The organism is Phycicoccus sp. CSK15P-2, assembly GCF_016888005.1.
Classification (GTDB): domain Bacteria; phylum Actinomycetota; class Actinomycetes; order Actinomycetales; family Dermatophilaceae; genus Phycicoccus.
Map to the genome: position 1 here is coordinate 174,039 of NZ_JAFDVE010000009.1, position 21,636 is coordinate 195,674.

A 21,636-nucleotide genomic window follows, 5' to 3' on the forward strand; every position below is an offset into this window, starting at 1 on the left:
GGTCCACGGGGCGGCCGGTGGCGGGCGGGTTACGCGCAGGGCGTACAGTGGCGCCCAGCCAGACGTCCTTTAACGACCCGTCCAGTGAGGCGGGGAAGGAGGTCGCCCGCGGATGACGCGCGCCGACGACACGCTGCCCGCCGACCCGTCCGATGCCTCCGGTGCCCCGCGCGCCGTGATGAGCGAACCGGACGTCGCCAGGGCCCTGCGCCGCATCGCCCACGAGATCGTCGAGCACAACAAGGGCGCCGACGAGCTCGTCCTCCTCGGTATCCCCACCCGGGGCGTCGAGCTCGCCAAGCGTCTCGCCGCGCTGCTCGCCGAGATGGAGGGGGCCGAGGTCCCCGTGGGCGAGCTCGACATCACGATGTTCCGTGACGACCTGCGCCACCAGCCCACCCGCGCACCGATGCCCACCCGCATCCCGTCCTCGGGGGTCGACGACCGCGTCGTCGTCCTCGTCGACGACGTCCTGTACTCCGGGCGCACCATCCGGGCCGCGCTCGACGCGCTCTCCGACCTCGGCCGTCCCCGTGCCGTGCGGCTCGCCGTCCTCGTCGACCGCGGCCACCGCGAGCTGCCGATCCGGGCCGACCACGTGGGCAAGAACCTCCCCACCTCGCACGCCGAGCGGGTGATGGTGCGGCTCGCCGGGGTCGACGACGTGCCGGACGACTCGGTCTCCATCGGCCTCGGGGAGACCCGCGCCGGAGCCCCCTCGACTCCCGGAGGAGAGGTCCGATGAGGCACCTGCTCTCCAGCGCCGACCTCACCCGCGACGACGTCCGGATGCTGCTGGCCACCGCCGCCGAGATGCACGAGGTGCAGCGCCGTGACGTCAAGAAGCTCCCGACGCTGCGCGGGCGCACCGTCATCAACCTCTTCTTCGAGGACTCCACCCGCACCCGCAGCAGCTTCGAGATCGCCGGGAAGTGGATGTCCGCCGACACGATCAACATCACCGGCAAGGGCAGCTCCACCTCGAAGGGCGAGAGCCTGCGCGACACCGTCCGCACCATCGACGCGATGGCGGTCGACTGCGTCGTCATGCGGCACATGGCGAGCGGGGCAGCCCACCAGGTGGCCCAGTGGGTCGACGCCAGCGTCGTCAACGCGGGGGACGGTACGCACGAGCACCCCACCCAGGCGCTGCTCGACGCCTACACGCTCGAGCATCGGCTGGGCGACCTCGAGGGACGCCGCGTCGTCCTCGTCGGCGACCTCACGCACAGCCGGGTGTTCCGCTCCAACGCCATCACGCTGCGCACGCTCGGCGCCGACGTCACGCTCGTCGCGCCGCCCACGCTCATGCCGAGCGGCATCCGGTCGTGGGCCGAGACCGACGGGCTGCACCTCACCGACGACCTCGACGCCGTCGTCGCCACCGGACCGGACGCGGTGATGATGCTCCGCGTCCAGCGCGAGCGGATGAGCGGCGGCTTCTTCCCGACCCCGAGGGAGTACACCGTGGGCTTCGGCCTGACCCGTGAGCGGCTGCGCGCCCTCACCGACGCCAACGGCGACGCCGTCATCTGCCACCCCGGCCCGATGAACCGCGGCCTGGAGATCAGCGCGGACGCCGCCGACGCCGCGGGCAGCCTGGTCCTGGACCAGGTCTCCGCGGGCGTCGCGGTGCGGATGGCCGTCCTGTACCACCTGCTCGCCGGCGAGGAGGTGGCCGCATGAGCGACCTCCTGCTCACCGGGGTCACCTACCTGGCCGCAGATGGCACCGAGCAGCGCGGAGACGTCGCCCTGCGCGAGGGGCTCGTCACCGAGGTCGGGCGCGTCGAGGACACCGAGGGCCTCACCACCCTCGACGCCGACGGCCTCGTCGCCCTCCCCGGCTTCGTCGACCTCCACACCCACCTGCGCGAGCCGGGCCGAGAGGACGCCGAGACGGTCGCGACCGGCTCCCGGGCGGCGGCCGCCGGTGGATACACCGCGGTCCTCGCGATGGCGAACACCACGCCGGTCACCGACACCGCAGAGGCCGCCGAGCACGTCCTCGACCTCGGGCGGGCGTGCGGTCTCGTCGACGTCGTCCCGGTCGGTGCGGTCACCAAGGGTCTCGAGGGCCACGAGCTCGCCGAGCTCGGCCTCATGCACCGCAGCCGCGCCCGCGTCCGGGTGTTCTCCGACGACGGCCGCTGCGTCGCCGACGGCCGGGTCATGCGGCGGGCGCTGGAGTACGTCCGTGCCTTCGACGGCGTCGTGAGCCAGCACAGCCAGGACCCCACGCTCGCCGGCCCGCAGGCCTGCTGCCACGAGGGCGAGCTCTCCGGCCGGCTCGGCCTCCCGGGATGGCCGCCCGTCGCCGAGGCGAGCGTCATCGCCCGCGACGCGATGCTCGCCGAGCACACCGGCAGTCGGGTGCACGTCGCCCACGTGAGCACCGCCGAGGGCCTCGACGTCGTCCGCTGGGCCAAGGCACGGCGCATCCGGATGACCGCCGAGGTCACGCCGCACCACCTGACCCTCGGCACCGAGCTCCTCGCCGGCTACGACCCCGTCTACAAGGTCAACCCGCCGCTGCGCCCCACCGAGGACCAGCAGGCCCTGCGCGACGGCCTCCTCGACGGCACGATCGACGCCGTCGCCACCGACCACGCGCCGCACGCCCGGCACGACAAGGAGCACGCGTTCGTCGACGCAGCCTTCGGGATGCTCGGCCTCGAGACCGCCTTCGCGGTCGTCCACGACCTCCTCGTCGCCGGTGGGGGGATGACCCTCGCCGACCTCGCCGGGGTGATGTCCACGGCCCCGGCGCGGATCGCCGGGCTGGCCGGTCACGGCCGGCCCGTCGCTCCCGGCGAGCCCGCCAACCTGGTCCTCGTCGACCCCACCGCCTCGGTCACCGTCGACCGAGCCCTGTCCCACTCCCTGTCCCGCAACACACCGTGGCACGGCCGCACCCTCACCGGGGCCGTCCACACGACGCTCCTGCGCGGCGACGTCACCGCGCGGGAAGGAGAGCCCGCCGCATGCTGACCACTCGCGAGCCCGCCGTCCTCGTCCTCGAGGACGGGCGCACCTTCAGCGGCCGGGCCTACGGCCACCGGGGCACGACGGTCGGCGAGGCCGTGTTCTCCACCGGGATGACCGGCTACCAGGAGACGCTCACCGACCCCAGCTACCACCGCCAGGTCGTCGTTATGACCGCCCCGCACGTCGGCAACACCGGGTGGAACGACGAGGACGACGAGTCCGGCCGGATCTGGGTCGCCGGCTACGTCGTCCGCGACCCCGCCATCCGGCCGTCCAGCTGGCGCTCGCGGCGCACGCTCGAGGACGAGCTCGACGCCCAGGGCGTCGTCGGCATCTGCGACATCGACACCCGGGCCCTCACCCGCCACCTGCGCGAGCGCGGCGCCATGCGGGTCGGCATCTTCTCTGGCGCCGATGCCGAGCTGCCGCGCCCCGAGCTGCTGCACCGTGTCCAGGACGCGCCGGAGATGGCGGGCTCGGCACTCGCCGCGGAGGTCGCCACGAAGGACGCGTACGTCGTCCCGGCCGTGGGGGAGAGGCGGTTCACCGTCGCGGCGGTCGACCTCGGCATCAAGTCGATGACACCGGCGATGATGGCCGAGCGGGGCATCGAGGTCCACGTCCTCCCGGCCACGACCACCCTCGAGGAGGTCCGAGGCGTGGCGCCCGACGGCGTCTTCTTCTCCAACGGACCGGGCGACCCCGCGACGGCCGAGCTCCAGGCCGAGCTGCTGCGCGGCGTGCTGCGGGCCGGAATCCCGTACTTCGGCATCTGCTTCGGCAACCAGATCCTCGGCAAGGCACTCGGCTTCGGCACCTACAAGCTCAAGTACGGGCACCGCGGTATCAACCAGCCGGTCATGGACCGCACGACCGGCAAGGTCGAGGTCACGGCGCACAACCACGGCTTCGCCGTCGACGCCCCGCTCGACCGCCCCACCGACACCGAGTTCGGCAGCGCGACCGTCAGCCACGTGTGCCTCAACGACGACGTCGTCGAGGGGCTCGAGGTACGCCGCGGCGGCAACGGCGGGAAGGGTCGTCTCGTCGCCTTCTCGGTGCAGTACCACCCGGAGGCCGCGGCCGGCCCGCACGACGCCGCCTACCTCTTCGACCGCTTCACCGACCTGATGCTCGAGTTCTCGGAGGTCCCTGTCTGATGCCGAAGCGCGACGACATCCAGAGCGTCCTGGTCATCGGGTCCGGCCCGATCGTCATCGGGCAGGCCTGCGAGTTCGACTACTCCGGCACCCAGGCGTGCCGGGTGCTGCGCGAGGAGGGCATCCGGGTCGTCCTCGTCAACTCCAACCCGGCGACGATCATGACCGACCCGGAGTTCGCCGACGCCACGTACGTCGAGCCGATCACCCCCGAGATCGTCGAGAAGATCATCGCCAAGGAGCGCCCGGACGCCGTCCTCGCCACCCTTGGTGGGCAGACCGCACTCAACTGCGCGATGGAGCTGCACGACCGCGGGATCCTTTCGACGTACGACTGCCCGCTCATCGGCGCCAACGTCGAGGCGATCCAGCTCGGGGAGGACCGCGAGAAGTTCAAGGGCGTCGTGCAGCGGTGCGGCGCCGAGTCCGCGCGCTCGGCCATCTGCCACACGATGGACGAGGCGCTCGCCGCCGCCGACGACCTCGGCTACCCGGTCGTCGTCCGCCCCTCGTTCACGATGGGCGGCCTGGGCTCCGGGTTCGCGCACACCCCGGACGAGCTGCGCCGGATCGCCGGTGCCGGGCTGCAGTACTCGCCGGTCACCGAGGTGCTCCTCGAGGAGTCGATCCTCGGCTGGAAGGAGTACGAGCTGGAGCTGATGCGCGACCGCGCCGACAACGTCGTCGTCGTGTGCTCCATCGAGAACCTCGACCCCATGGGCGTGCACACCGGCGACTCGATCACCGTCGCCCCGGCGCTGACCCTCACCGACCGCGAGTACCAGCGGCTGCGTGACATCTCGATCGCGGTCATCCGCGAGGTCGGGGTCGACACCGGCGGGTGCAACATCCAGTTCGCCGTGAACCCGGCCGACGGGCGGATCATCGTCATCGAGATGAACCCCCGGGTGTCCCGCTCCAGCGCGCTGGCGTCCAAGGCCACCGGGTTCCCCATCGCCAAGATCGCCGCGAAGATGGCGATCGGCTACACCCTCGACGAGGTGCCCAACGACATCACCGAGGAGACCCCGGCCTCGTTCGAGCCGACGCTCGACTACGTCGTCGTCAAGGTGCCCCGGTTCGCGTTCGAGAAGTTCCCCGCCGCCGACGACACGCTGACGACGACGATGAAGTCGGTCGGCGAGGCGATGGCCGTCGGGCGCTCGTTCACCGAGGCGCTCCAGAAGGCGCTGCGCAGTCTCGAGAAGGCCGGGAGCAGCTTCCACTGGGACGGACCGGCTCCGACGGGCGAGGCCGGCAGGGCGATCCTCGACGCCGCCCGGCGCCCCACCGACGGCCGGGTCGTCCTCGTGCAGCAGGCGCTACGCGGCGGCCTGTCGGTCGAGGAGGTGCACGACGCCACCGGCATCGACCCGTGGTTCCTCGACCAGGTCGCGCTCGTCAACGACGTCGCCCAGACGGTCGCGACGGCGGGCGAGCTGACCCCCGACCTCCTGCGCCTGGCCAAGCGGCACGGCTTCAGCGACGCCCAGCTCGCGTCGCTGCGGGCCATGCCGGAGGCCGTCGTCCGTGGCGTGCGGCACGCCCTCGGGGTGCGCCCGGTCTACAAGACCGTCGACACCTGCGCGGCGGAGTTCGCGGCCCGCACGCCCTACCACTACAGCGCCTACGACGAGGAGACCGAGGTCGCGCCACGTGAGCGCGAGGCCGTCGTCATCCTCGGCTCGGGGCCGAACCGGATCGGGCAGGGTGTCGAGTTCGACTACTCCTGCGTGCACGCCTCCTTCGCGCTGCGCGACGCGGGCTACGACACCGTCATGGTCAACTGCAACCCCGAGACCGTGTCGACCGACTACGACACGAGCAGCCGGCTCTACTTCGAGCCCCTGACCCTCGAGGACGTCCTCGAGGTCGTGCACGCCGAACAGCAGGCCGGCCCGGTGGCCGGCGTCGTCGTCCAGCTGGGCGGCCAGACCCCGCTGGGGCTCGCCAAGGCGCTCAAGGAGGCCGGCGTGCCGATCGTCGGGACCTCGCCCGAGGCCATCGACCTCGCCGAGGACCGCGGCGCGTTCGGCCGCGTGCTGCACGAGGCCGACCTGCCGGCACCGAAGCACGGCACCGCGTACAGCGCGAGCGAGGCCGTCGAGATCGCCCAGGAGATCGGCTACCCGGTGCTCGTGCGTCCGTCGTACGTCCTGGGTGGGCGGGGCATGGAGATCGTCTACGACGACGAGACGCTCTCGGCGTACGTTCAGCGCGCGACCGTCGCGAGCCCGGAGCACCCGGTGCTCGTCGACCGCTTCCTCGACGACGCGATCGAGATCGACGTCGACGTCCTCTACGACGGCGAGGAGATGTACCTCGGCGGGGTCATGGAGCACGTCGAGGAGGCCGGCATCCACTCCGGCGACTCCTCGTGCGCGCTGCCGCCGGTCACCCTCGGAGCCACCGAGATCGAGCGGGTCCGCGAGTCCACCCTGAGGCTCGCCGAGGGGATCGGCGTGTGTGGGCTGATGAACGTGCAGTTCGCGCTCGCCCAGGACGTCCTCTACGTCCTCGAGGCCAACCCGCGGGCCTCGCGCACCGTGCCGTTCGTCGCGAAGGCGACCGGTGTCCCACTCGCCAACGCGGCCGCCCGCGTCATGCTCGGCACGAGCATCGCGCAGCTGCGGGCCGAGGGCGTCCTGCCCCAGGACACCGACGGCGGGCGGATGCCGGCGACGGCGCCGGTGTCGGTCAAGGAGGCCGTGCTGCCCTTCAAGCGGTTCCGCACCGCCGAGGGGTTCGTCGTCGACAGCCTCCTCGGGCCGGAGATGCGCTCGACCGGCGAGGTCATGGGCATCGACACCGACTTCGCGCGCGCGTTCGCGAAGTCCCAGCTCGGGGCGATCAGCGGGCTGCCGACCAGCGGCACCGTCTTCGTCTCGGTGGCGAACCGGGACAAGCGGGCGATCATCTTCCCGGTCAAGCGGCTCGTCGACCTCGGCTTCCGGATCCTCTCCACCTCCGGGACCGCCGAGGTCCTGCGTCGCAACGGGATCGAGGCCGACGTCGTGCTCAAGCACGCCGAGCGGGGCGAGGGCGGCACCTCGGTCGTCGACCTCATCAACGCCGGTCAGGTCGACCTCGTCGTCAACAGCCCGAGCGGCACGAGCCCCACGACCCGCGCCGACGGCTACGCCATCCGCGCGGCCACGGCGGCGATGGACAAGCCGATCGTCACGACCGTGCAGCAGCTGGCCGCGGCCGTGCTCGCCATCGAGGCCGTCCAGCGCGACGACCTCGACGTCACGAGCCTCCAGGACCACGCCGCCGCGCTCGACCTCTACGGCGTCGGGGGCCGGGCGTGAGCAGCGGCGTCGTCCAGGTCGCCGGAGAGGTCGTCGCCAACCGGCGGGTCGGTGCGTACCAGCAGCTGACGCTCCTCGCGCCGGGCGTCGCCGGTCTCGCGCGGCCGGGCCAGTTCGTCGCCCTCGCCGTCGGCGGCCCGACCTCGGCCAACCTCCTGCGTCGCTGCTTCTCCATCCACCGGGTCGAGGAGGCCGGCTCCGACGGCGGGACGGTCGACGTCGTCGTCGCCGCGCACGGCCCCGGCACCCGATGGCTCACGGCCCTCGGCCCGCACGACGCGGTCGACGTCGTCGCCCCGCTCGGGCAGCCCTTCCCGCTCCCGGCCGAGCCCGTCGCGTGCGTGCTCGTCGGCGGCGGCTACGGCTCCGCGCCGCTGTTCTGGCTCGCGGAGGCCCTCCGCGAGCGCGGCTGCCACGTCGAGATGGTCCTCGGCGCGGCCTCCGCGGACCGGCTCTACGGCGTCGCCCACGCCCGGGACGTCGCCGACGGCGTCTCGGTGACCACCGACGACGGGTCGGCCGGGACCAGGGGCCGGGTCTCCGACGTCCTCGGCGAGGTCGTCGAGCGCACCTCGTCCGTGGTTGTCTACGCCTGCGGCCCGATGGCGATGCTCCGCGCCGTCACCGAGGTGTCCGCGGCGTACGGCGCCGTGGCGCACGTGGCGGTCGAGGAGTCCATGGCCTGCGGCATCGGGGTCTGCATGACCTGTGTCATGCCCGTCACCGGCGACGACGGCGTCACGAGGATGGTGCGCTCCTGTGTCGAGGGCCCGGTCTTCCGGGGGGACCGGGTGCGCTGGGACGCGTTCGACGGCGGCGTCTGCCGGGTCCCGGACGACGCCGTGGGCGCCCCACGGGCGGGGGGCCACTGATGGCGGACATGTCGACCACCCTCGCCGGGGCAGCGCTGCCCAACCCGGTGATGACCGCGTCCGGCTGTGCGGCGAACGGGCAGGAGCTGCACCGTTTCCTCCCGGTCTCCGAGCTCGGTGCGTTCGTCACGAAGACCGTGATGCGCGACCCGCGCTCCGGACGCCCCACCCCGCGGATGGCCGAGACCGCGTCGGGGATGCTCAACTCGATCGGGCTGCAGGGGCCGGGCATCGACGCCTTCTGCGCGAAGGACCTGCCGTGGCTCGCCGAGCAGGGTGCCCGCGTCCTCGTGTCGGTCGCCGGCACCACTGCCGAGGAGTTCGGCGAGGTCGTCCAGCGGCTCGTCGCGTCCCCGGCCTGGGAGTGCGTCATCGGCGTCGAGGCCAACATCTCCTGCCCGAACGTCGCCAACCGTGGGCTCGTCTTCGCGTGCGACCCCGGGTCGTCCGAGCGCGTCGTGCAGATCGTCCGCACCCGGGTGCCCGAGGGCGTCCCGGTGTTCGCCAAGCTCACCCCGGATGTCACCGACATCGTCGCGATCGCGGACGCGGCGCTCGGGGCCGGGGCGGACGGGCTGACGATGATCAACACCCTCCTCGGCATCGTCATCGACACCGATCTCCTGCGCCCCCAGCTCGCGGGCGTCACCGGCGGCCTCTCGGGGCCGGCCGTGCGCCCCGTGGCCGTGCGCGCGATCTGGCAGGTCGTCGCGGCGATGCGGGCCGGGACGCTCCCCGTCGCCCCGGTCATCGGCGTCGGGGGAGTGCGCACCGGCGCCGACGCGCTCGAGCTCGTCGCGGCGGGGGCGTCGGCGGTGCAGGTGGGCACCGCCACGTTCAACGACCCCGACGCGCCGCGCCGGGTGCTCACCGAGCTCGAGGCCGAGCTCGACCGGCACGGCCTCGCCCGCTTCGCCGACGCGGTCGGCATCGCCCACGAGAGGATGGTCCGCCTGTGACCCCCACGCCCTTCGGCTCCCGGCTGCGCGCCGCGATGGACGCCCACGGCCCGTTCTGTCCCGGGATCGACCCGCACCGCGAGCTCGTGGAGTCGTGGGGCCTCACCTACGACCTCGCCGGCGTCGAGCGGTTCGCGATGACCTGCGTCGAGGCCTTCGGCGGGCACGTCGCCGCGGTCAAGCCGCAGTCGGCGTTCTTCGAGGCCTTCGGATCCCGGGGCGTCGCCGTCCTCGAGCGGGTCCTCGCCGGGCTGCGCGACGCCGGCACGCTGAGCGTCCTCGACGCCAAGCGCGGTGACATCGGCACGACGATGGCCGGCTACGCGTCGGCGTACCTCTCGGACGAGTCGCCGATGCGGGCCGACGCGCTCACCGTGAGCCCCTACCTCGGGTACGGGTCGCTGCGGCCCGCGGTCGAGGTCGCGCGGTCCACGGGCCGGGGCCTCTTCGTCCTGGCGTTGACGTCCAACCCCGAGGGGCCGGCCGTCCAGCACGCCACCCGGGAGGGGCACAGCGTCGCGGCCACCATCCTGCGGGGTGTCGCGGACGACAACGCCGACGCCCTGGCCACAGGCACGCTCGGCAGCGTCGGGGTCGTCGTCGGCGCGACCGTCGGGCCCGCCCTCGCCGAGCTCGGCATCGACCTCGCCGCGACGGCGGCACCGGTGCTCGCGCCGGGGCTCGGGGCCCAGGGTGGGACGCCGGAAGGGCTGCGGCAGGTGTTCGGCACGGCCGTCGGCCAGGTGCTCGGCAACAGCTCGCGGGAGGTGCTCGGAGAAGGCCCCGACGTCGCTGCGCTTCGGGCCTCGGCCCGCCGGGCCGCCGACCAGCTGGCGGCGGTGTCGGAAACGACGGCCCCCTGAGCACATCGCGATGGCGGGGGCGCTAGAGTCGCAAACGTACAGCCGGGTGTTGAGAAGCCAGCGCTCGCATATCAGACCGAGGATCGTCTTGTGGCACTCCCTCCGCTCACCCAAGAACAGCGCGCTGCTGCCCTCGAGAAGGCGGCTGCGTCCCGACGCCAGCGCGCTGAGGTGAAGAACCGGCTCAAGCACTCGGGGGCCTCGCTCCAGGCGGTCATCGCCGAGGGCAAGACCGACGACGTCATCGGCAAGATGCGCGTCTCGGCCCTCCTCGAGTCGCTGCCGGGCGTCGGCCGCGTCCGTGCGCGCCAGATCATGGAGGAGATCGGCATCTCGGAGAGCCGGCGGGTGCGCGGCCTCGGCCAGAACCAGGTGTCGGCCCTCCTGGACCGCTTCGGGCGGCAGTGACGGCCCGCTCCCGCCTCACCGTCCTCGCCGGTCCGACCGCCGTCGGCAAGGGGACCGTCGCGGCCTACGTGCGGGAGCACCATCCCGAGGTTTGGCTGTCGGTGTCGGTGACGACCCGGCGTCCCCGTCCGGGCGAGGTCGACGGAGTGCACTACCACTTCGTCGACGACGCCACCTTCGACGTCATGGCCGCCCGCGGAGACCTGCTCGAGTGGGCCGTCGTCCACGGCCGTGCCAAGTACGGCACCCCGCGGGCCCCCGTCGAGGAGATCCTCGACGCGGGCCGGCCCGCGCTCCTCGAGATCGACCTCCAGGGTGCCCGTCAGGTGCGCCGCACGATGCCCGAGGCCCTGTTCGTCTTCCTGTCTCCTCCCGGGTGGGACGAGCTCGTCCGCCGGCTCGTCGGCCGGGGCACCGAGGACGAGGAGGAACGGGCCGCCCGGCTCGAGACCGCACGGGTCGAGCTGGCCGCCGCGGAGGAGTTCGACGTCACCGTCGTCAACGACGACGTTCGGCGTGCGGCGGAGGAGCTCGTATCATGGATGGGAACCCCCGTCCCCGCACCGAAACGAGACTGACGCGTGTCCGGAACCATCGCGAACCCCATCGGCATCACCAACCCGCCGATCGACGAGCTGCTCGAGCGCGCCGACTCCAAGTACGCCCTCGTGCTCTACTCGGCCAAGCGCGCCCGGCAGATCAACGCGTACTACGCCCAGCTGCAGGAAGGGCTGCTCGAGTACGTCGGCCCGCTCGTCGACTCCGAGGTCCACGAGAAGCCGCTGTCGATCGCGCTCCGTGAGATCAACGAAGGCCTCCTGACCTCCGAGCCCACCGGCGAGGCGTCCGTCGAGCAGCCGCCCGCCGAGGCCTGACCGACGTGAAGGTCGTCCTCGGGGTCGCCGGGGGCATCGCGGCGTACAAGGCCTGCACGCTGCTGCGCCTGCTCACCGAGGCCGGCCACGACGTCACCGTCGTCCCGACCGCGTCCGCCCTCCGCTTCGTCGGAGAGGCGACGTGGGCGGCACTCTCCGGCAGGCCGGTCCACACCGACGTGTGGTCCGACATCACCGAGGTCCCGCACGTCCGGATCGGCCAGGAGGCCGACCTCGTCGTGGTGGCGCCGGCGACCGCCGACCTGCTGGCCCGGGCTGCCACCGGGCAGGCGGACGACCTGCTCACCACCGTCCTGCTCACGGCCCGCTGCCCGGTCGTCATGGCCCCCGCCATGCACACCGAGATGTACGAGCACCCGGCGACTCAGGCGAACATCTCCACGCTCACCGAACGCGGCGTGCACGTCGTGCCGCCGGCCTCGGGCAGGCTGACCGGCAAGGACTCGGGCCCCGGACGTCTGCCCGAGCCACAGGAGCTCTTCGAGGTCTGCCGCCGCGAGCTCGAGCGTGGTGCCGCTCCCGCCCACACCGACCGTCCCGCTGCCGCCCGGCCCCTCGCCGGTCGACGCGTCGTGGTGACGGCCGGAGGTACCCGTGAGCCGCTGGACCCGGTGCGCTACCTCGGCAACCGCTCCTCCGGGAAGCAGGGACACGCCCTCGCGGCCGTTGCCGCGGCCCGTGGCGCGCAGGTCGTGCTCGTGACGACGGTCGAGCTCGCCGCGTCGGCAGGCGTCGAGGTCGTGTCCGTCGAGACGGCGCTCGAGATGGAGCACGCCGTGCTCCAGGCGGCGCAGGACGCCGACGTCGTCGTCATGGCGGCCGCGGTGGCCGACTTCCGCCCGGCGGAGGTCGCCGCGCACAAGATCAAGAAGACCCACGGGAGCGGCACGGACGGGGCCCCCGACACCTCGGCGCCGGACGTGAGCCTCGTGCGAAACCCCGACATCCTCGCCGGTCTCGTCGCTGCCCGGGGGGAGGACAGCGCCCCCGTCGTCGTCGGCTTCGCCGCCGAGACCGGCGACGACTCCGGGACGGTCCTGGACCACGGTCGCGCCAAGCTCGCCCGCAAGGGGTGCGATGTCCTCGTCGTCAACGAGGTCGGCTCCGGCCGGGCCTTCGGTACCGACGACAACACCGTCCACGTGCTGCGGCAGGGGAGCGAGGACACCCTCGAGGTCGGCCCCGCCACGAAGACGGAGGTCTCCGAGGCGGTCTGGGACGTGGTCGCCGACCTGCTCTGACGCCCGGCGGCCGCTGCGGGGGGACGGAGGACGCCGCGTGCGCAGCAGCGCACGCGGCGTCCTTCCACGGCTCGGGCGTCGGCCCCGGGCGGGGTGGTGGTCCGGTCAGCGGTGGTGGGCGGGTTCCCGGTCGTCGGCCTGTGCCTCGTCGTCTGCTTCGTCGACCTCGCCCGTCTCGGCGTCGGTGCCGTCGTCGGCGGGGGCGTCGTCGGCCTCGACGTCCTCGACGTCCTCGATGTCGCTGCCGGCCTCGAGGTCGACCTCGGCGTCCTCGCCCTCGATGTTCTCCTCGGTGCGCTCGTCCTGGGAGTCGTCCTCGTCGGAGTCGTCCTCGACGTCCTGCACGTCGTCGAGCTCCGGCTCGTCGGTACCGGCGGCCTGGTCGGTCCCGGTCTCGGCGTCACCGACGGCCTGGTGGTCCTCGTCCACGACCGGCTCGTCGGTCTCCGCCGGCGGCTCGTCGGCGGTCGCGAGCGCCTCGGCCGCGGCCGGGCCGCCGAGGGTGGCGAGCATGTTCCGCACGTTCGAGAGCTGGGCGGTGATGCTGTCGCGGCGGGCGGTGGCGGCGGCCAGCTCCCGCTCGGAGTCGCGGCGGACCCGCTCGGCCTGGTCACGGGCCGAGCGGACGATGGACTCGGCCTCGATGCGTGCTGCCTCGAGGGCCCGGCTGGCCTCTCCCGCCCTCGTGCGATGGTCCTCCTCGGCCTCGCGCACGAGGTGGTCGGCCCGCTCCTGGGCGGACCGCAGCGCCTCGTCCTGGACCGCCATCTGCTCGTTGAACTCGGCGGCCGACTGCTCGCGGCGCTCACCGAGGGTGCGCTCGAAGTCGGCGGCCTGGGCGGCCGCGGTCGCGCGCTGCTTCTCGAAGTAGGCCTCGGCCTCCTCGCGGCGTGCCGCCGCGTCACGCGCCGCGTCGTCGACGATCGAGTCCGCCTCCGCGCGGGCCCGGGAGAGCACCTCGGCCGAGTCGGTGTCGGCCCTGTTGCGAACCTCCTCGGCGTACCGGTCGGCCTCGGCCCGGACCAGCTGGGACTCGTCGGACGCCGCGCGACGCGTCTCGTCCGCCTCCGCCGACGCACCGTCACGGATCGACGTGGCCTCCTCGTCGGCGAGGCCGAGCATCCTGCCGATGCGCTCGCCGAGGTCGGCGAAGGTCGGGTTGGAGACCTGGCGGGCCTCGTCCTCGAGGGACGCGACGCGCCGGCGCTGGCTGTCGAGCTCGGCGGCGGCCGAGGCGTGGTCCTGCTCGGTCTTGGTCAGGCGGACCGAGCTCTCGGCGGCCTCCTGGCGGGCTGCCTCGGCCTCGCGCTGGGCGCTCTCGACGGCCTGGTGCAGGGCCGCGACGTGCGCGTCCACCTGGACGGGGTCGTAGCCCCGGAAGACGGTCGGGAACTCGGGCTGGTTCATGGCGACTCCTGGTCAGAGGGATGGATGTCGTGGTCGGACGCGGCGTCCGGGCCCTGCTCCTCGTGCACCGCCAAGGCGTCGATGACTCCGGACAGCCGACCGAGCTGGGCGGTGATGGCGTCACGACGCGCTGCGAGTGTATGCACCTCTTCGCGCGCCCGCTCCACGGCGGCATGGGCCTCCGTGCGTACCGCGTCGGCCCGTTGGCGCGCCTCGTCGGACGCACGGACGATCTCGGCCCGGGCGGTCCGGTGGTACTCGTGGGCCTCACGGTGCATGCGCTCGACGTCCTCGGCGGCGCTCGTCCTGATCCGCCGGGCGTTCTCCTCCGTGTCGGCGAGGCGGCGCTCCGCTCGCGCCGTGGAGTCCTTCTCGCGGCGGCGGGCCTCCTCGAGGAGGCGTTCGGACTCGCGGGCCGCGGCCTCGCGGGTGCGCGCGGCGTCGGCCCGGGCCTCGGCGAGGACGGACTCGGCGAGCTCACGCATCCGCCGCGCCTCGGACTCGGCCTCCGCCATGCGGTCCCGGCTCTTGGTCGTCGCACTGCCGAGCAGCGTCTGGACCCGCAGCCGGTGGCTGCGGGTCCGCTCGGCGATCTCCTGATGGTGCTCCCTCGCTGCGTGCTCCCGTTCCTCCTCGGCGCGGGCGAGGATGTCGCGAACGGTGGCCTGGGCCCAGGCGAGGTGCTTCTCGGCGGTCTCGACGGTGCCGGCGGCGCTGGTCTCCGCGTCGGCGACGATGCGCTGTGCCTCCCGCTGTGCCTCCTCGACGACCCGGGTGCGGGTGCCGCGGGACTCGTCCTCCCGGGCCGTGACCTCGGTGAGCCGCGCCTCGACCTCGGTCTCGGCCTCACCCCGGCGGCGGAGCACGTACTCCTCGGCGGCCCGCCGCAAGGTGTCGACCTCGGTGGCCGCCGCGGTCCGCAGGTGGGCCAGCTCGGCCTGCAGTGCGGACCGCTGGGTGGCCCATCCCTCCTCGTGCTCGCGCTGCAGCGCGGTGAGCCGGTCGGTGGTCGCCGTGTGCTCGGCGTGGGCCTGCTCGAGCAGCGTGGCGGCGCGCTGCTGGGCGTCGGCGACGAGGGCGGCGGCCTGCTCCTCGGCGAGTGCGACGGCCTCGTCCGAGGCCTTGGTCGCCCTGGCCCGCAACAGCGCGGCCTGGTCGGCCGCGTCGGAGAGCATGATCTCGACCTCGGCGCGGGTGTCCTCCAGGTTGCGCTCGGCCTCGGCACGGGCGGATGCCGCCCGGGCCGACAGGTCGGCGAGCTCCTGGGTGGCGGCAGCGGTCTCCTCCCGGACCCGGGAGGCCTCGTTGCGTGCCGTCGTGAGCTCACGGTCGGCCTCGTCCCGGAGGCGGTCGGCCAGGGTCTGCGCGCGGGTGAGCAGGGTGAGCGCCTCGTCGACGGGGGCGTCGACCGGACGTGCGCCGTCGTTCGTGGATGCGGTGTGCGGTCTGGACCCGTCGGACACGAACACCATGATTCCAGACTGCCGGACGGACGACCGGTCCACCAGCGAGGTCACTGCGCCCCGGTAGATTGGGCGCCGGTCACCGGCGTGGTGGCCGGCAGTCCACCACGAAGGAGCCGCGCGTGTCCGCACGCCTGTTCACGTCCGAGTCCGTCACCGAGGGGCATCCAGACAAGATCTGCGACCAGGTGTCCGACGCCATCCTCGACGCGCTGCTGGCCCAGGACCGCGGGAGCCGGGTCGCGGTCGAGACGATGGTGACCACCGGGCTCGTCCACGTCGCCGGCGAGGTCACGACGGACGCGTACGTCGAGATCCCCTCCATCGTCCGTGAGACCGTCCTCGGCATCGGGTACGACAGCTCCACCAAGGGCTTCGACGGTGCGTCCTGCGGGGTCGAGGTCTCGATCGGCCAGCAGAGCCCGGACATCGCGCAGGGCGTCGACACCGCGTACGAGAACCGCACCGGAGGGGTCGACCCGAAGGACAAGCAGGGCGCGGGTGACCAGGGGCTGATGTTCGGCTATGCGTGCGACGACACCTCCGAGCTCATGCCGCTGCCGATCCACCTCGCGCACCGGCTCTCCGAGCGGCTCACGGCCGTTCGCAAGAGTGGTGAGCTCTCCTACCTGCGGCCCGACGGCAAGACGCAGGTGACGATCGCGTACGAGGGTGACCGCGCGGTCGCCCTCGACGCCGTCGTCGTCTCCACCCAGCACGCCGCGGACATCAGCCTCGACGGCCTGCTCGAGCCGGACGTGCGCAGCCACGTCATCGACCCCGTGCTCGCGGAGCTCGCCGACGCGGGCACCGAGCTGCGGCACGACGACTACCGCGCCTACATCAACCCCACCGGCAAGTTCGTCATCGGCGGTCCGATGGGGGACGCGGGGCTCACCGGTCGCAAGATCATCGTCGACACCTACGGCGGGATGGCGCGGCACGGTGGTGGTGCCTTCTCCGGGAAGGACCCGTCGAAGGTCGACCGCTCCGCCGCCTACGCCACCCGCTGGGTCGCCAAGAACGTCGTCGCGGCCGGCCTGGCGAAGCGCTGCGAGGTCCAGGTCGCATACGCCATCGGGGTCGCCCAGCCGGTCGGCCTGTACGTCGAGACGTTCGGCACCGAGACCGCCCCGGTCGAGAAGATCCAGGCGGCCATCCGCTCGGTCTTCGACCTGCGCCCGCTCGCGATCCTCGAGGAGCTCGATCTCCTCCGGCCGATCTACCAGCCCACCGCGGCCTACGGGCACTTCGGCCGCACCGGCGTCGAGGGCGTCGAGAACGCCTTCACGTGGGAGCGCACCGACCGCGTCGAGGCCCTGCAGCGGGCCGTCGCCGGCTGACGGCCCTCGTCCACAGGCGGAGCCCGCCGACCTCTCGGGGTCGGCGGGCTCCGCTAGGTTCGCAGGCGTGACGGGGACCGGTGACGAGGGTGAGCAGCTCGCCCTCCTGGCCGCCGGCCGGTCCCGGGCCCCCCGCCGGCTCGCGGGCGCCGACCCGACCACCGCCGAGCAGCCCGTGGCGCTCGTCCAGGTCGACACCGGGCTCGCCCACCTGGACCGGCCGTTCGAGTACTCGGTGCCGGAGTCGATGGCCGACGGGGCCCGGCCCGGGGTGCGGGTCAAGGTCCGCTTCGCCGGGCAGGATCTCGACGGATGGGTCCTGGCGCGGCGCGACGAGGCCGAGCACAGCGGCCGGCTGACCCCGTTGCGCCGGGTCGTGTCACCCGAGCCGGTGCTCACCGACGCCGTCCTCGACGCCGCCCGTGAGGTGGCCGCACGGTACGCCGGGACCCTCGGGGACGTGCTGCGTCTCGCCGTCCCTCCTCGGCACGCCCGGGCCGAGCAGGCCCTGGCGGTCGAGCCTCCCGACCTCCCCGGGCTCCCCGCGGCGGACGCCGTGGCCTGGGCCCGCTACCCGGCGGGGGAGGCCTACCTGGCACGGGTCCGGGACGGCGCCGCCCCGGCGGCCTCGGTGCTCGCGCTCCCGGCCGTCGAGGACGACCGGACCTGGCCGGCGCTGCTCGCCCAGGCCGTCGGTACGTGTGTCGCGGGGGGGCGGGGCGCACTGGTCGTCGTGCCGGACCACCGTGACGTCGTCCGGGTGGAGGCGGCGCTGGGCGCAGCCCTGGGCCCGGGACGTCACGTGCGGCTGACCGCCGACCAGGGGCCGCAGGCCCGGTACACGGCGTTTCTCAAGGCGCTGCGCGGACACGTACCCGTCGTCGTCGGCACCCGTGCCGCGGCGTTCGCTCCCGTCCGCGACCTCGGGCTCGTCGTGTGGTGGGACGACGGCGACGACCTGCTCGACGAGCCCCGCGCGCCGTACCCGCACGTCCGTGAGGTGCTCCTGGCCAGGGCTCGCCGGGAGGGTGCGGCGCTGTTCACGGCGGGCTTCGTCCGGTCCGCTGCGGTCGCCGACCTCGTGGCACGTGACGTGCTCAAGCCCGTCGACGCCCCGAGGGACGCCGTGCGGAGCGCCGTGGCCTCCGTCCGCGTGGCCGGGGAGGGCACCGACCGCGACCGCGACCCGGCGGTGGCCGCCGCGCACCTGCCCACCGTCGCCTGGCGCGCCGCCAAGGAGGCGCTCACGTCCGGTGCGGTGCTCGTCCAGGTGCCGCGGCGTGGCTACCTCCCCTCGCTGGCCTGCCAGACCTGCCGCCGCCCGGCACGCTGCCCGGTGTGCTCGGGCCCGCTGTCGCTCACGGGTCCGCAGGGTCCGCCCGGCTGCCGCTGGTGCGGGCGGGTCGAGACCCGGTTCGCCTGTCCGGCGTGCTCGGGCACCCGGCTGCGCTCGTCCGTCGTCGGGGCCCGCCGTACGGCCGAGGAGCTCGGGCGGGCCTTCCCGGGCGTGCCGGTGGAGCGCTCGGGCGCCGGCACGGTGCTCGACACGGTGGCTGCCGGTCCGCGACTCGTGGTCTCGACCCCGGGCGCCGAGCCGGTCGCCCCGGACGGCTACGCGGCGGCGCTCATCCTCGACGCCTGGGCCCTGCTCGACCGCCCGACGCTCGACGCCGGTGAGGAGGCACTCCGGCGGTGGTGCTCGGCGGCGGCCCTGGTGCGCCCCGCGTCGGCCGGCGGCCGGGTCGTCCTCGCCGGCGCCCCCACCCATGTGCCGGTGGCGGCCGCCGAGGCGCTGGTGCGCTGGGACCCGGCCTGGTTCGCGGAGCGCGAGCTCACCGAGCGCCGAGACCTCGCGCTGCCGCCCACGGCTCGGCTGGCCGCCCTCACCGGATCGAGAGCGGCCATCACGGCCGCGCTCGAGGAGCTCGCGACGCCTCCGTCCGCCAGGACCCTCGGGCCACTTCCCCACGGGGAGGAGCGGTGGCGGGTGCTCGTCACGGTCCCCGTCGAGGACGGTCCGGCGCTGGCGCGCGAGCTCCTTGCGCTCCGGGCGCGGGCCTCGGCGCGCAAGGACCCCGACCCCGTCGTCGTCCGCGTCGACCCGCGCGACCCCACGTCCTGACCGCCGGGTCGCGCTGGTCCGTCGGGCTCCTAGACTCGCCGGGTGCGTCTCGTCCTCGCCGGAACCCCCGACACCGCCGTCCCGTCGCTGCGGGCGCTGCTGGCCTCACGGCACGACGTCGTGGCCGTCGTCACCCGGCCCGATGCCCGGGCCGGCCGGGGCCGGACGCTCACGCCGTCGCCGGTCAAGGAGGTCGCGCTCGAGCACGGCCTCGAGGTCCTGACGCCCGACCGGCCGCGTGACCCGGAGCTCCTCGACCGGCTGCGCGCCATCGCGCCCGACTGCTGCCCCGTCGTCGCGTACGGTGCGCTGCTGCCGCGGGTCGCGCTCGACGTCCCCCGGTACGGCTGGGTCAACCTGCACTTCTCGCTCCTGCCCGCGTGGCGCGGAGCGGCGCCGGTGCAGCGGGCCGTCATGGCGGGCGACGAGGTCACCGGCGCGAGCACGTTCGTCATCGAGGAGGGACTCGACACCGGTCCGGTGCTCGGGTCCGTCACCGAGCCGGTCCGTGCCGACGACACCGCCGGCCGTCTTCTCGCCCGGCTCGCGGACGTGGGGGCGGGCCTTCTCGTCACGACGATGGACGGCCTCGAGGACGGCTCGCTCCAGCCCGTGCCCCAGCCGGCGGAGGGGGTCAGCCACGCACCGAAGCTCACGACCGAGGAGGCGCAGGTCCGGTGGGACCTGCCGGCCCACGTCGTCGACCGACGGGTGCGTGGGGTCACCCCCGACCCTGGGGCCTGGACGACCTTCCGTGGCGCCAGGCTCGGTATCGGCCCGCTCGGCGCGGACCTCTCGCCACCGGAGGGTGCCGCCGACCTCGCGCCCGGGGAGCTGTCCGTCGCGAAACGCACGGTCCACGTGGGCACCGCTTCGGCCCCCGTGGTCCTCGGGGAGGTCCGTCCGCCGGGCAAGCGGGCCATGAACGCCGCCGACTGGGCACGAGGGGTGCGGGTAGAGGCGGACGAGCGTCTCGGCTGATCTCTGCCGTGCCCGGACCGTAGACCTGATAGTGGACCAGACCCGTCCGTCAACTCACGCGGTGGTACGGACGGCTAGCCTCCTGCCGTGCCGCAGAACCCCGAACCACGTCCGCGTAGTGGCCCACGCCGCCGGTCCGAGACCACGCCGTCGCAGCGCACCCGCGGGGCCGAGCCGACCCGGTTCGCGGCGTACACGCTGCTGCGGGCCGTGGCCGAGGGTGCGTACGCCAACCTCGAGATGCCGCGCATCCTGCGCCGTCGCCGGCTCGAGGGACGGGACGCCGCCTTCGCCACCGAGCTCGCCTTCGGGACCGTCCGCTGGCAGGGGCTCTACGACCGCGTCGTCGAGGTCGCGGCCGACCGCCCCGCCGACCGCATCGACGGTGCGGTGCTCGACGTCCTGCGGCTCGGCTGCCACCAGCTCCTCGGGATGCGGGTGCCGGCGCACGCGGCGGCCGACCAGACCGTCGGGCTGGCACGTACGGTCGTCGGCCAGGGTGCCGCCGGCTTCGTCAACGCCGTCCTGCGCCGGGTCGGCGAGCGCACGCTCGAGGAGTGGGCCGAGGCCGTGGCGCCCGAGGGTGACGGCGCGGCGGCGCTGGCCGTCCGCACCTCCCATCCGGAGTGGGTCGTCACCGCGCTGCGGGCGGCGCTGCTCGGGCACGGCCGGGCGGCCGCGGAGACCGTCGACGCCGAGCTCGCCGCGCTCCTGGCCGCCGACAACGAGCCGCCGCGGGTCCACCTCGTCGCGCGGCCCGGCCTCGCCACCGTCGCCGAGCTCGTCGAGGCCGCCGACGCCGAGCCGAGTGCGACGAGCCCCGTCGGCGCGGTGCTGCGGGCCGGCGACCCCGGCGCCGTCCGCGCCGTCCGAGAGGGCCGGGCCGCCGTCCAGGACGAGGGCAGCCAGCTGCTCGCGCTCGCCCTCGCCGCGGCGGACGTGCCGGACGGGCTGCCCGGGCGCTGGCTCGACCTCTGCGCCGGCCCCGGGGGGAAGGCGGGGGTCCTCGGCGCCCGCGCGCTCCAGGAGGGCGCCGTGCTCACCGCCGTCGAGGTGAGCGAGCACCGCGCCGACCTCGTGCGCTCCGGCCTCGCGGCGCTCACCGAGCGGGCGGCGTCCGCCGGGCACGCGGTCGAGGTCCGGACCGCGGACGGGCGCGAGGTCGGCGAGGACGAGCCGGGGGCCTACGCCAAGGTGCTCGTCGACGCGCCGTGCACGGGCCTCGGCGCGCTCCGCCGCCGGCCCGAGGCCAGGTGGCGCAGGCAGCCGTCCGACCTCGCGGCCCTGGGCCCGCTGCAGCGCGCCCTGCTCGCCTCGGCCCTCGACGCCGTCGCCCCCGGCGGGGTCGTGGCGTACGCGACGTGCAGCCCGCACGTCGCCGAGACCCGATTCGTCGTCGGCGACGTCGTCAAGAAGCGGGAGGACGCCGAGGTGCTCGACGCCCGCCCGTTCCTGCGCGACGCGTCCGGCACCCCGCTGGCCGACCTCGGCGAGGGTCCGTACGTCCAGCTCTGGCCGCACGTCCACGGCACCGACGCGATGTTCCTCGCCCTCCTGCGCAAGCGGCCGGTCGCGCGCTGAGCCCGTCGATGCTCGTCACCGGCGGTCGTTAGGGTGACGCCC

General features: G+C 74.1%; 18 protein-coding genes. 16 read left to right on the plus strand and 2 right to left on the minus strand.

The features are described from left to right. Positions 1-112 precede the first annotated feature (112 nt). From pyrR to coaBC, 12 genes are all read left to right on the plus strand, one after another. Positions 113-745, plus strand: a complete 633-nt coding sequence (gene pyrR / locus JQN72_RS05720) for a bifunctional pyr operon transcriptional regulator/uracil phosphoribosyltransferase PyrR (RefSeq protein WP_204134194.1) — start codon at positions 113-115, stop codon at positions 743-745. Then, the gene (locus JQN72_RS05725) at positions 742-1,686 is read left to right on the plus strand and encodes an aspartate carbamoyltransferase catalytic subunit (RefSeq protein WP_204134195.1); all 945 of its coding nucleotides are present in this window, start codon (positions 742-744) and stop codon (positions 1,684-1,686) included. Before pyrR ends, JQN72_RS05725 begins: the two co-directional genes overlap by 4 nt. Next, a complete protein-coding gene (locus JQN72_RS05730) occupies positions 1,683-2,990 on the plus strand; it encodes a dihydroorotase (protein WP_204134196.1) in 1,308 nt (435 codons plus the stop codon). Before JQN72_RS05725 ends, JQN72_RS05730 begins: the two co-directional genes overlap by 4 nt. Then, the gene (gene carA / locus JQN72_RS05735) at positions 2,984-4,147 is read left to right on the plus strand and encodes a glutamine-hydrolyzing carbamoyl-phosphate synthase small subunit (protein WP_204134197.1); all 1,164 of its coding nucleotides are present in this window, start codon (positions 2,984-2,986) and stop codon (positions 4,145-4,147) included. The genes JQN72_RS05730 and carA overlap by 7 nt, the downstream gene beginning before the upstream one ends. Then, entirely contained in the window at positions 4,147-7,458 is a 3,312-nt protein-coding gene (gene carB, locus JQN72_RS05740; RefSeq protein WP_204134198.1) for a carbamoyl-phosphate synthase large subunit, read from the plus strand. The genes carA and carB overlap by 1 nt, the downstream gene beginning before the upstream one ends. Further along, a complete protein-coding gene (locus JQN72_RS05745) occupies positions 7,455-8,330 on the plus strand; it encodes a dihydroorotate dehydrogenase electron transfer subunit (RefSeq protein ID WP_204134199.1) in 876 nt (291 codons plus the stop codon). The genes carB and JQN72_RS05745 overlap by 4 nt, the downstream gene beginning before the upstream one ends. Before the next feature lie 8 nt (positions 8,331-8,338). Beyond that, positions 8,339-9,289 carry a dihydroorotate dehydrogenase gene (locus JQN72_RS05750; RefSeq protein ID WP_239100151.1) on the plus strand — a complete coding sequence of 317 codons (951 nt, stop codon included), beginning with the start codon at positions 8,339-8,341 and terminating at the stop codon, positions 9,287-9,289. Continuing rightward, complete coding sequence (gene pyrF / locus JQN72_RS05755; protein ID WP_204134201.1) at positions 9,286-10,152, plus strand: orotidine-5'-phosphate decarboxylase; 867 nt, start codon at positions 9,286-9,288, stop codon at positions 10,150-10,152. The genes JQN72_RS05750 and pyrF overlap by 4 nt, the downstream gene beginning before the upstream one ends. Before the next feature lie 90 nt (positions 10,153-10,242). Next, positions 10,243-10,560, plus strand: a complete 318-nt coding sequence (gene mihF, locus JQN72_RS05760; protein ID WP_204134202.1) for an integration host factor, actinobacterial type — start codon at positions 10,243-10,245, stop codon at positions 10,558-10,560. Continuing rightward, positions 10,557-11,138, plus strand: a complete 582-nt coding sequence (gene gmk / locus JQN72_RS05765; protein WP_204134203.1) for a guanylate kinase — start codon at positions 10,557-10,559, stop codon at positions 11,136-11,138. Before mihF ends, gmk begins: the two co-directional genes overlap by 4 nt. A 3-nt stretch (positions 11,139-11,141) precedes the next feature. Next, a complete protein-coding gene (rpoZ, locus tag JQN72_RS05770) occupies positions 11,142-11,435 on the plus strand; it encodes a DNA-directed RNA polymerase subunit omega (RefSeq protein WP_204134204.1) in 294 nt (97 codons plus the stop codon). A 5-nt stretch (positions 11,436-11,440) separates the two neighbouring features. Then, a complete protein-coding gene (gene coaBC, locus JQN72_RS05775) occupies positions 11,441-12,697 on the plus strand; it encodes a bifunctional phosphopantothenoylcysteine decarboxylase/phosphopantothenate--cysteine ligase CoaBC (protein WP_204134205.1) in 1,257 nt (418 codons plus the stop codon). Between the two features lie 105 nt (positions 12,698-12,802). Here the strand turns inward: coaBC and JQN72_RS05780 are convergent, their stop codons facing one another. Together JQN72_RS05780 and JQN72_RS05785 are read right to left on the minus strand one after the other, a co-directional pair. Next, positions 12,803-14,104, minus strand: coding sequence for a hypothetical protein (locus JQN72_RS05780; protein WP_204134206.1), 1,302 nt, complete (start codon positions 14,102-14,104; stop codon positions 12,803-12,805). Continuing rightward, positions 14,101-15,576, minus strand: a complete 1,476-nt coding sequence (locus JQN72_RS05785; RefSeq protein ID WP_204134207.1) for a hypothetical protein — start codon at positions 15,574-15,576, stop codon at positions 14,101-14,103. Before JQN72_RS05785 ends, JQN72_RS05780 begins: the two co-directional genes overlap by 4 nt. 113 nt (positions 15,577-15,689) lie before the next feature. On the opposite strand from JQN72_RS05785, the gene metK reads away from it, so the two are divergent. The 4 genes from metK (at position 15,690) to JQN72_RS05805 (ending at position 21,594) form a co-directional block, all read left to right on the plus strand. Further along, the gene (gene metK, locus JQN72_RS05790) at positions 15,690-16,910 is read left to right on the plus strand and encodes a methionine adenosyltransferase (protein WP_204134208.1); all 1,221 of its coding nucleotides are present in this window, start codon (positions 15,690-15,692) and stop codon (positions 16,908-16,910) included. Positions 16,911-16,977: 67 nt separating this feature from the next. Further along, the gene (locus JQN72_RS05795) at positions 16,978-19,032 is read left to right on the plus strand and encodes a primosomal protein N' (RefSeq protein ID WP_204134209.1); all 2,055 of its coding nucleotides are present in this window, start codon (positions 16,978-16,980) and stop codon (positions 19,030-19,032) included. A gap of 42 nt (positions 19,033-19,074) precedes the next feature. Continuing rightward, positions 19,075-20,013, plus strand: a complete 939-nt coding sequence (fmt, locus tag JQN72_RS05800) for a methionyl-tRNA formyltransferase (protein ID WP_204134210.1) — start codon at positions 19,075-19,077, stop codon at positions 20,011-20,013. Positions 20,014-20,100: 87 nt separating this feature from the next. Continuing rightward, entirely contained in the window at positions 20,101-21,594 is a 1,494-nt protein-coding gene (locus tag JQN72_RS05805; RefSeq protein ID WP_204134211.1) for an RsmB/NOP family class I SAM-dependent RNA methyltransferase, read from the plus strand. The last annotated feature ends 42 nt before the right edge of the window (positions 21,595-21,636 follow it).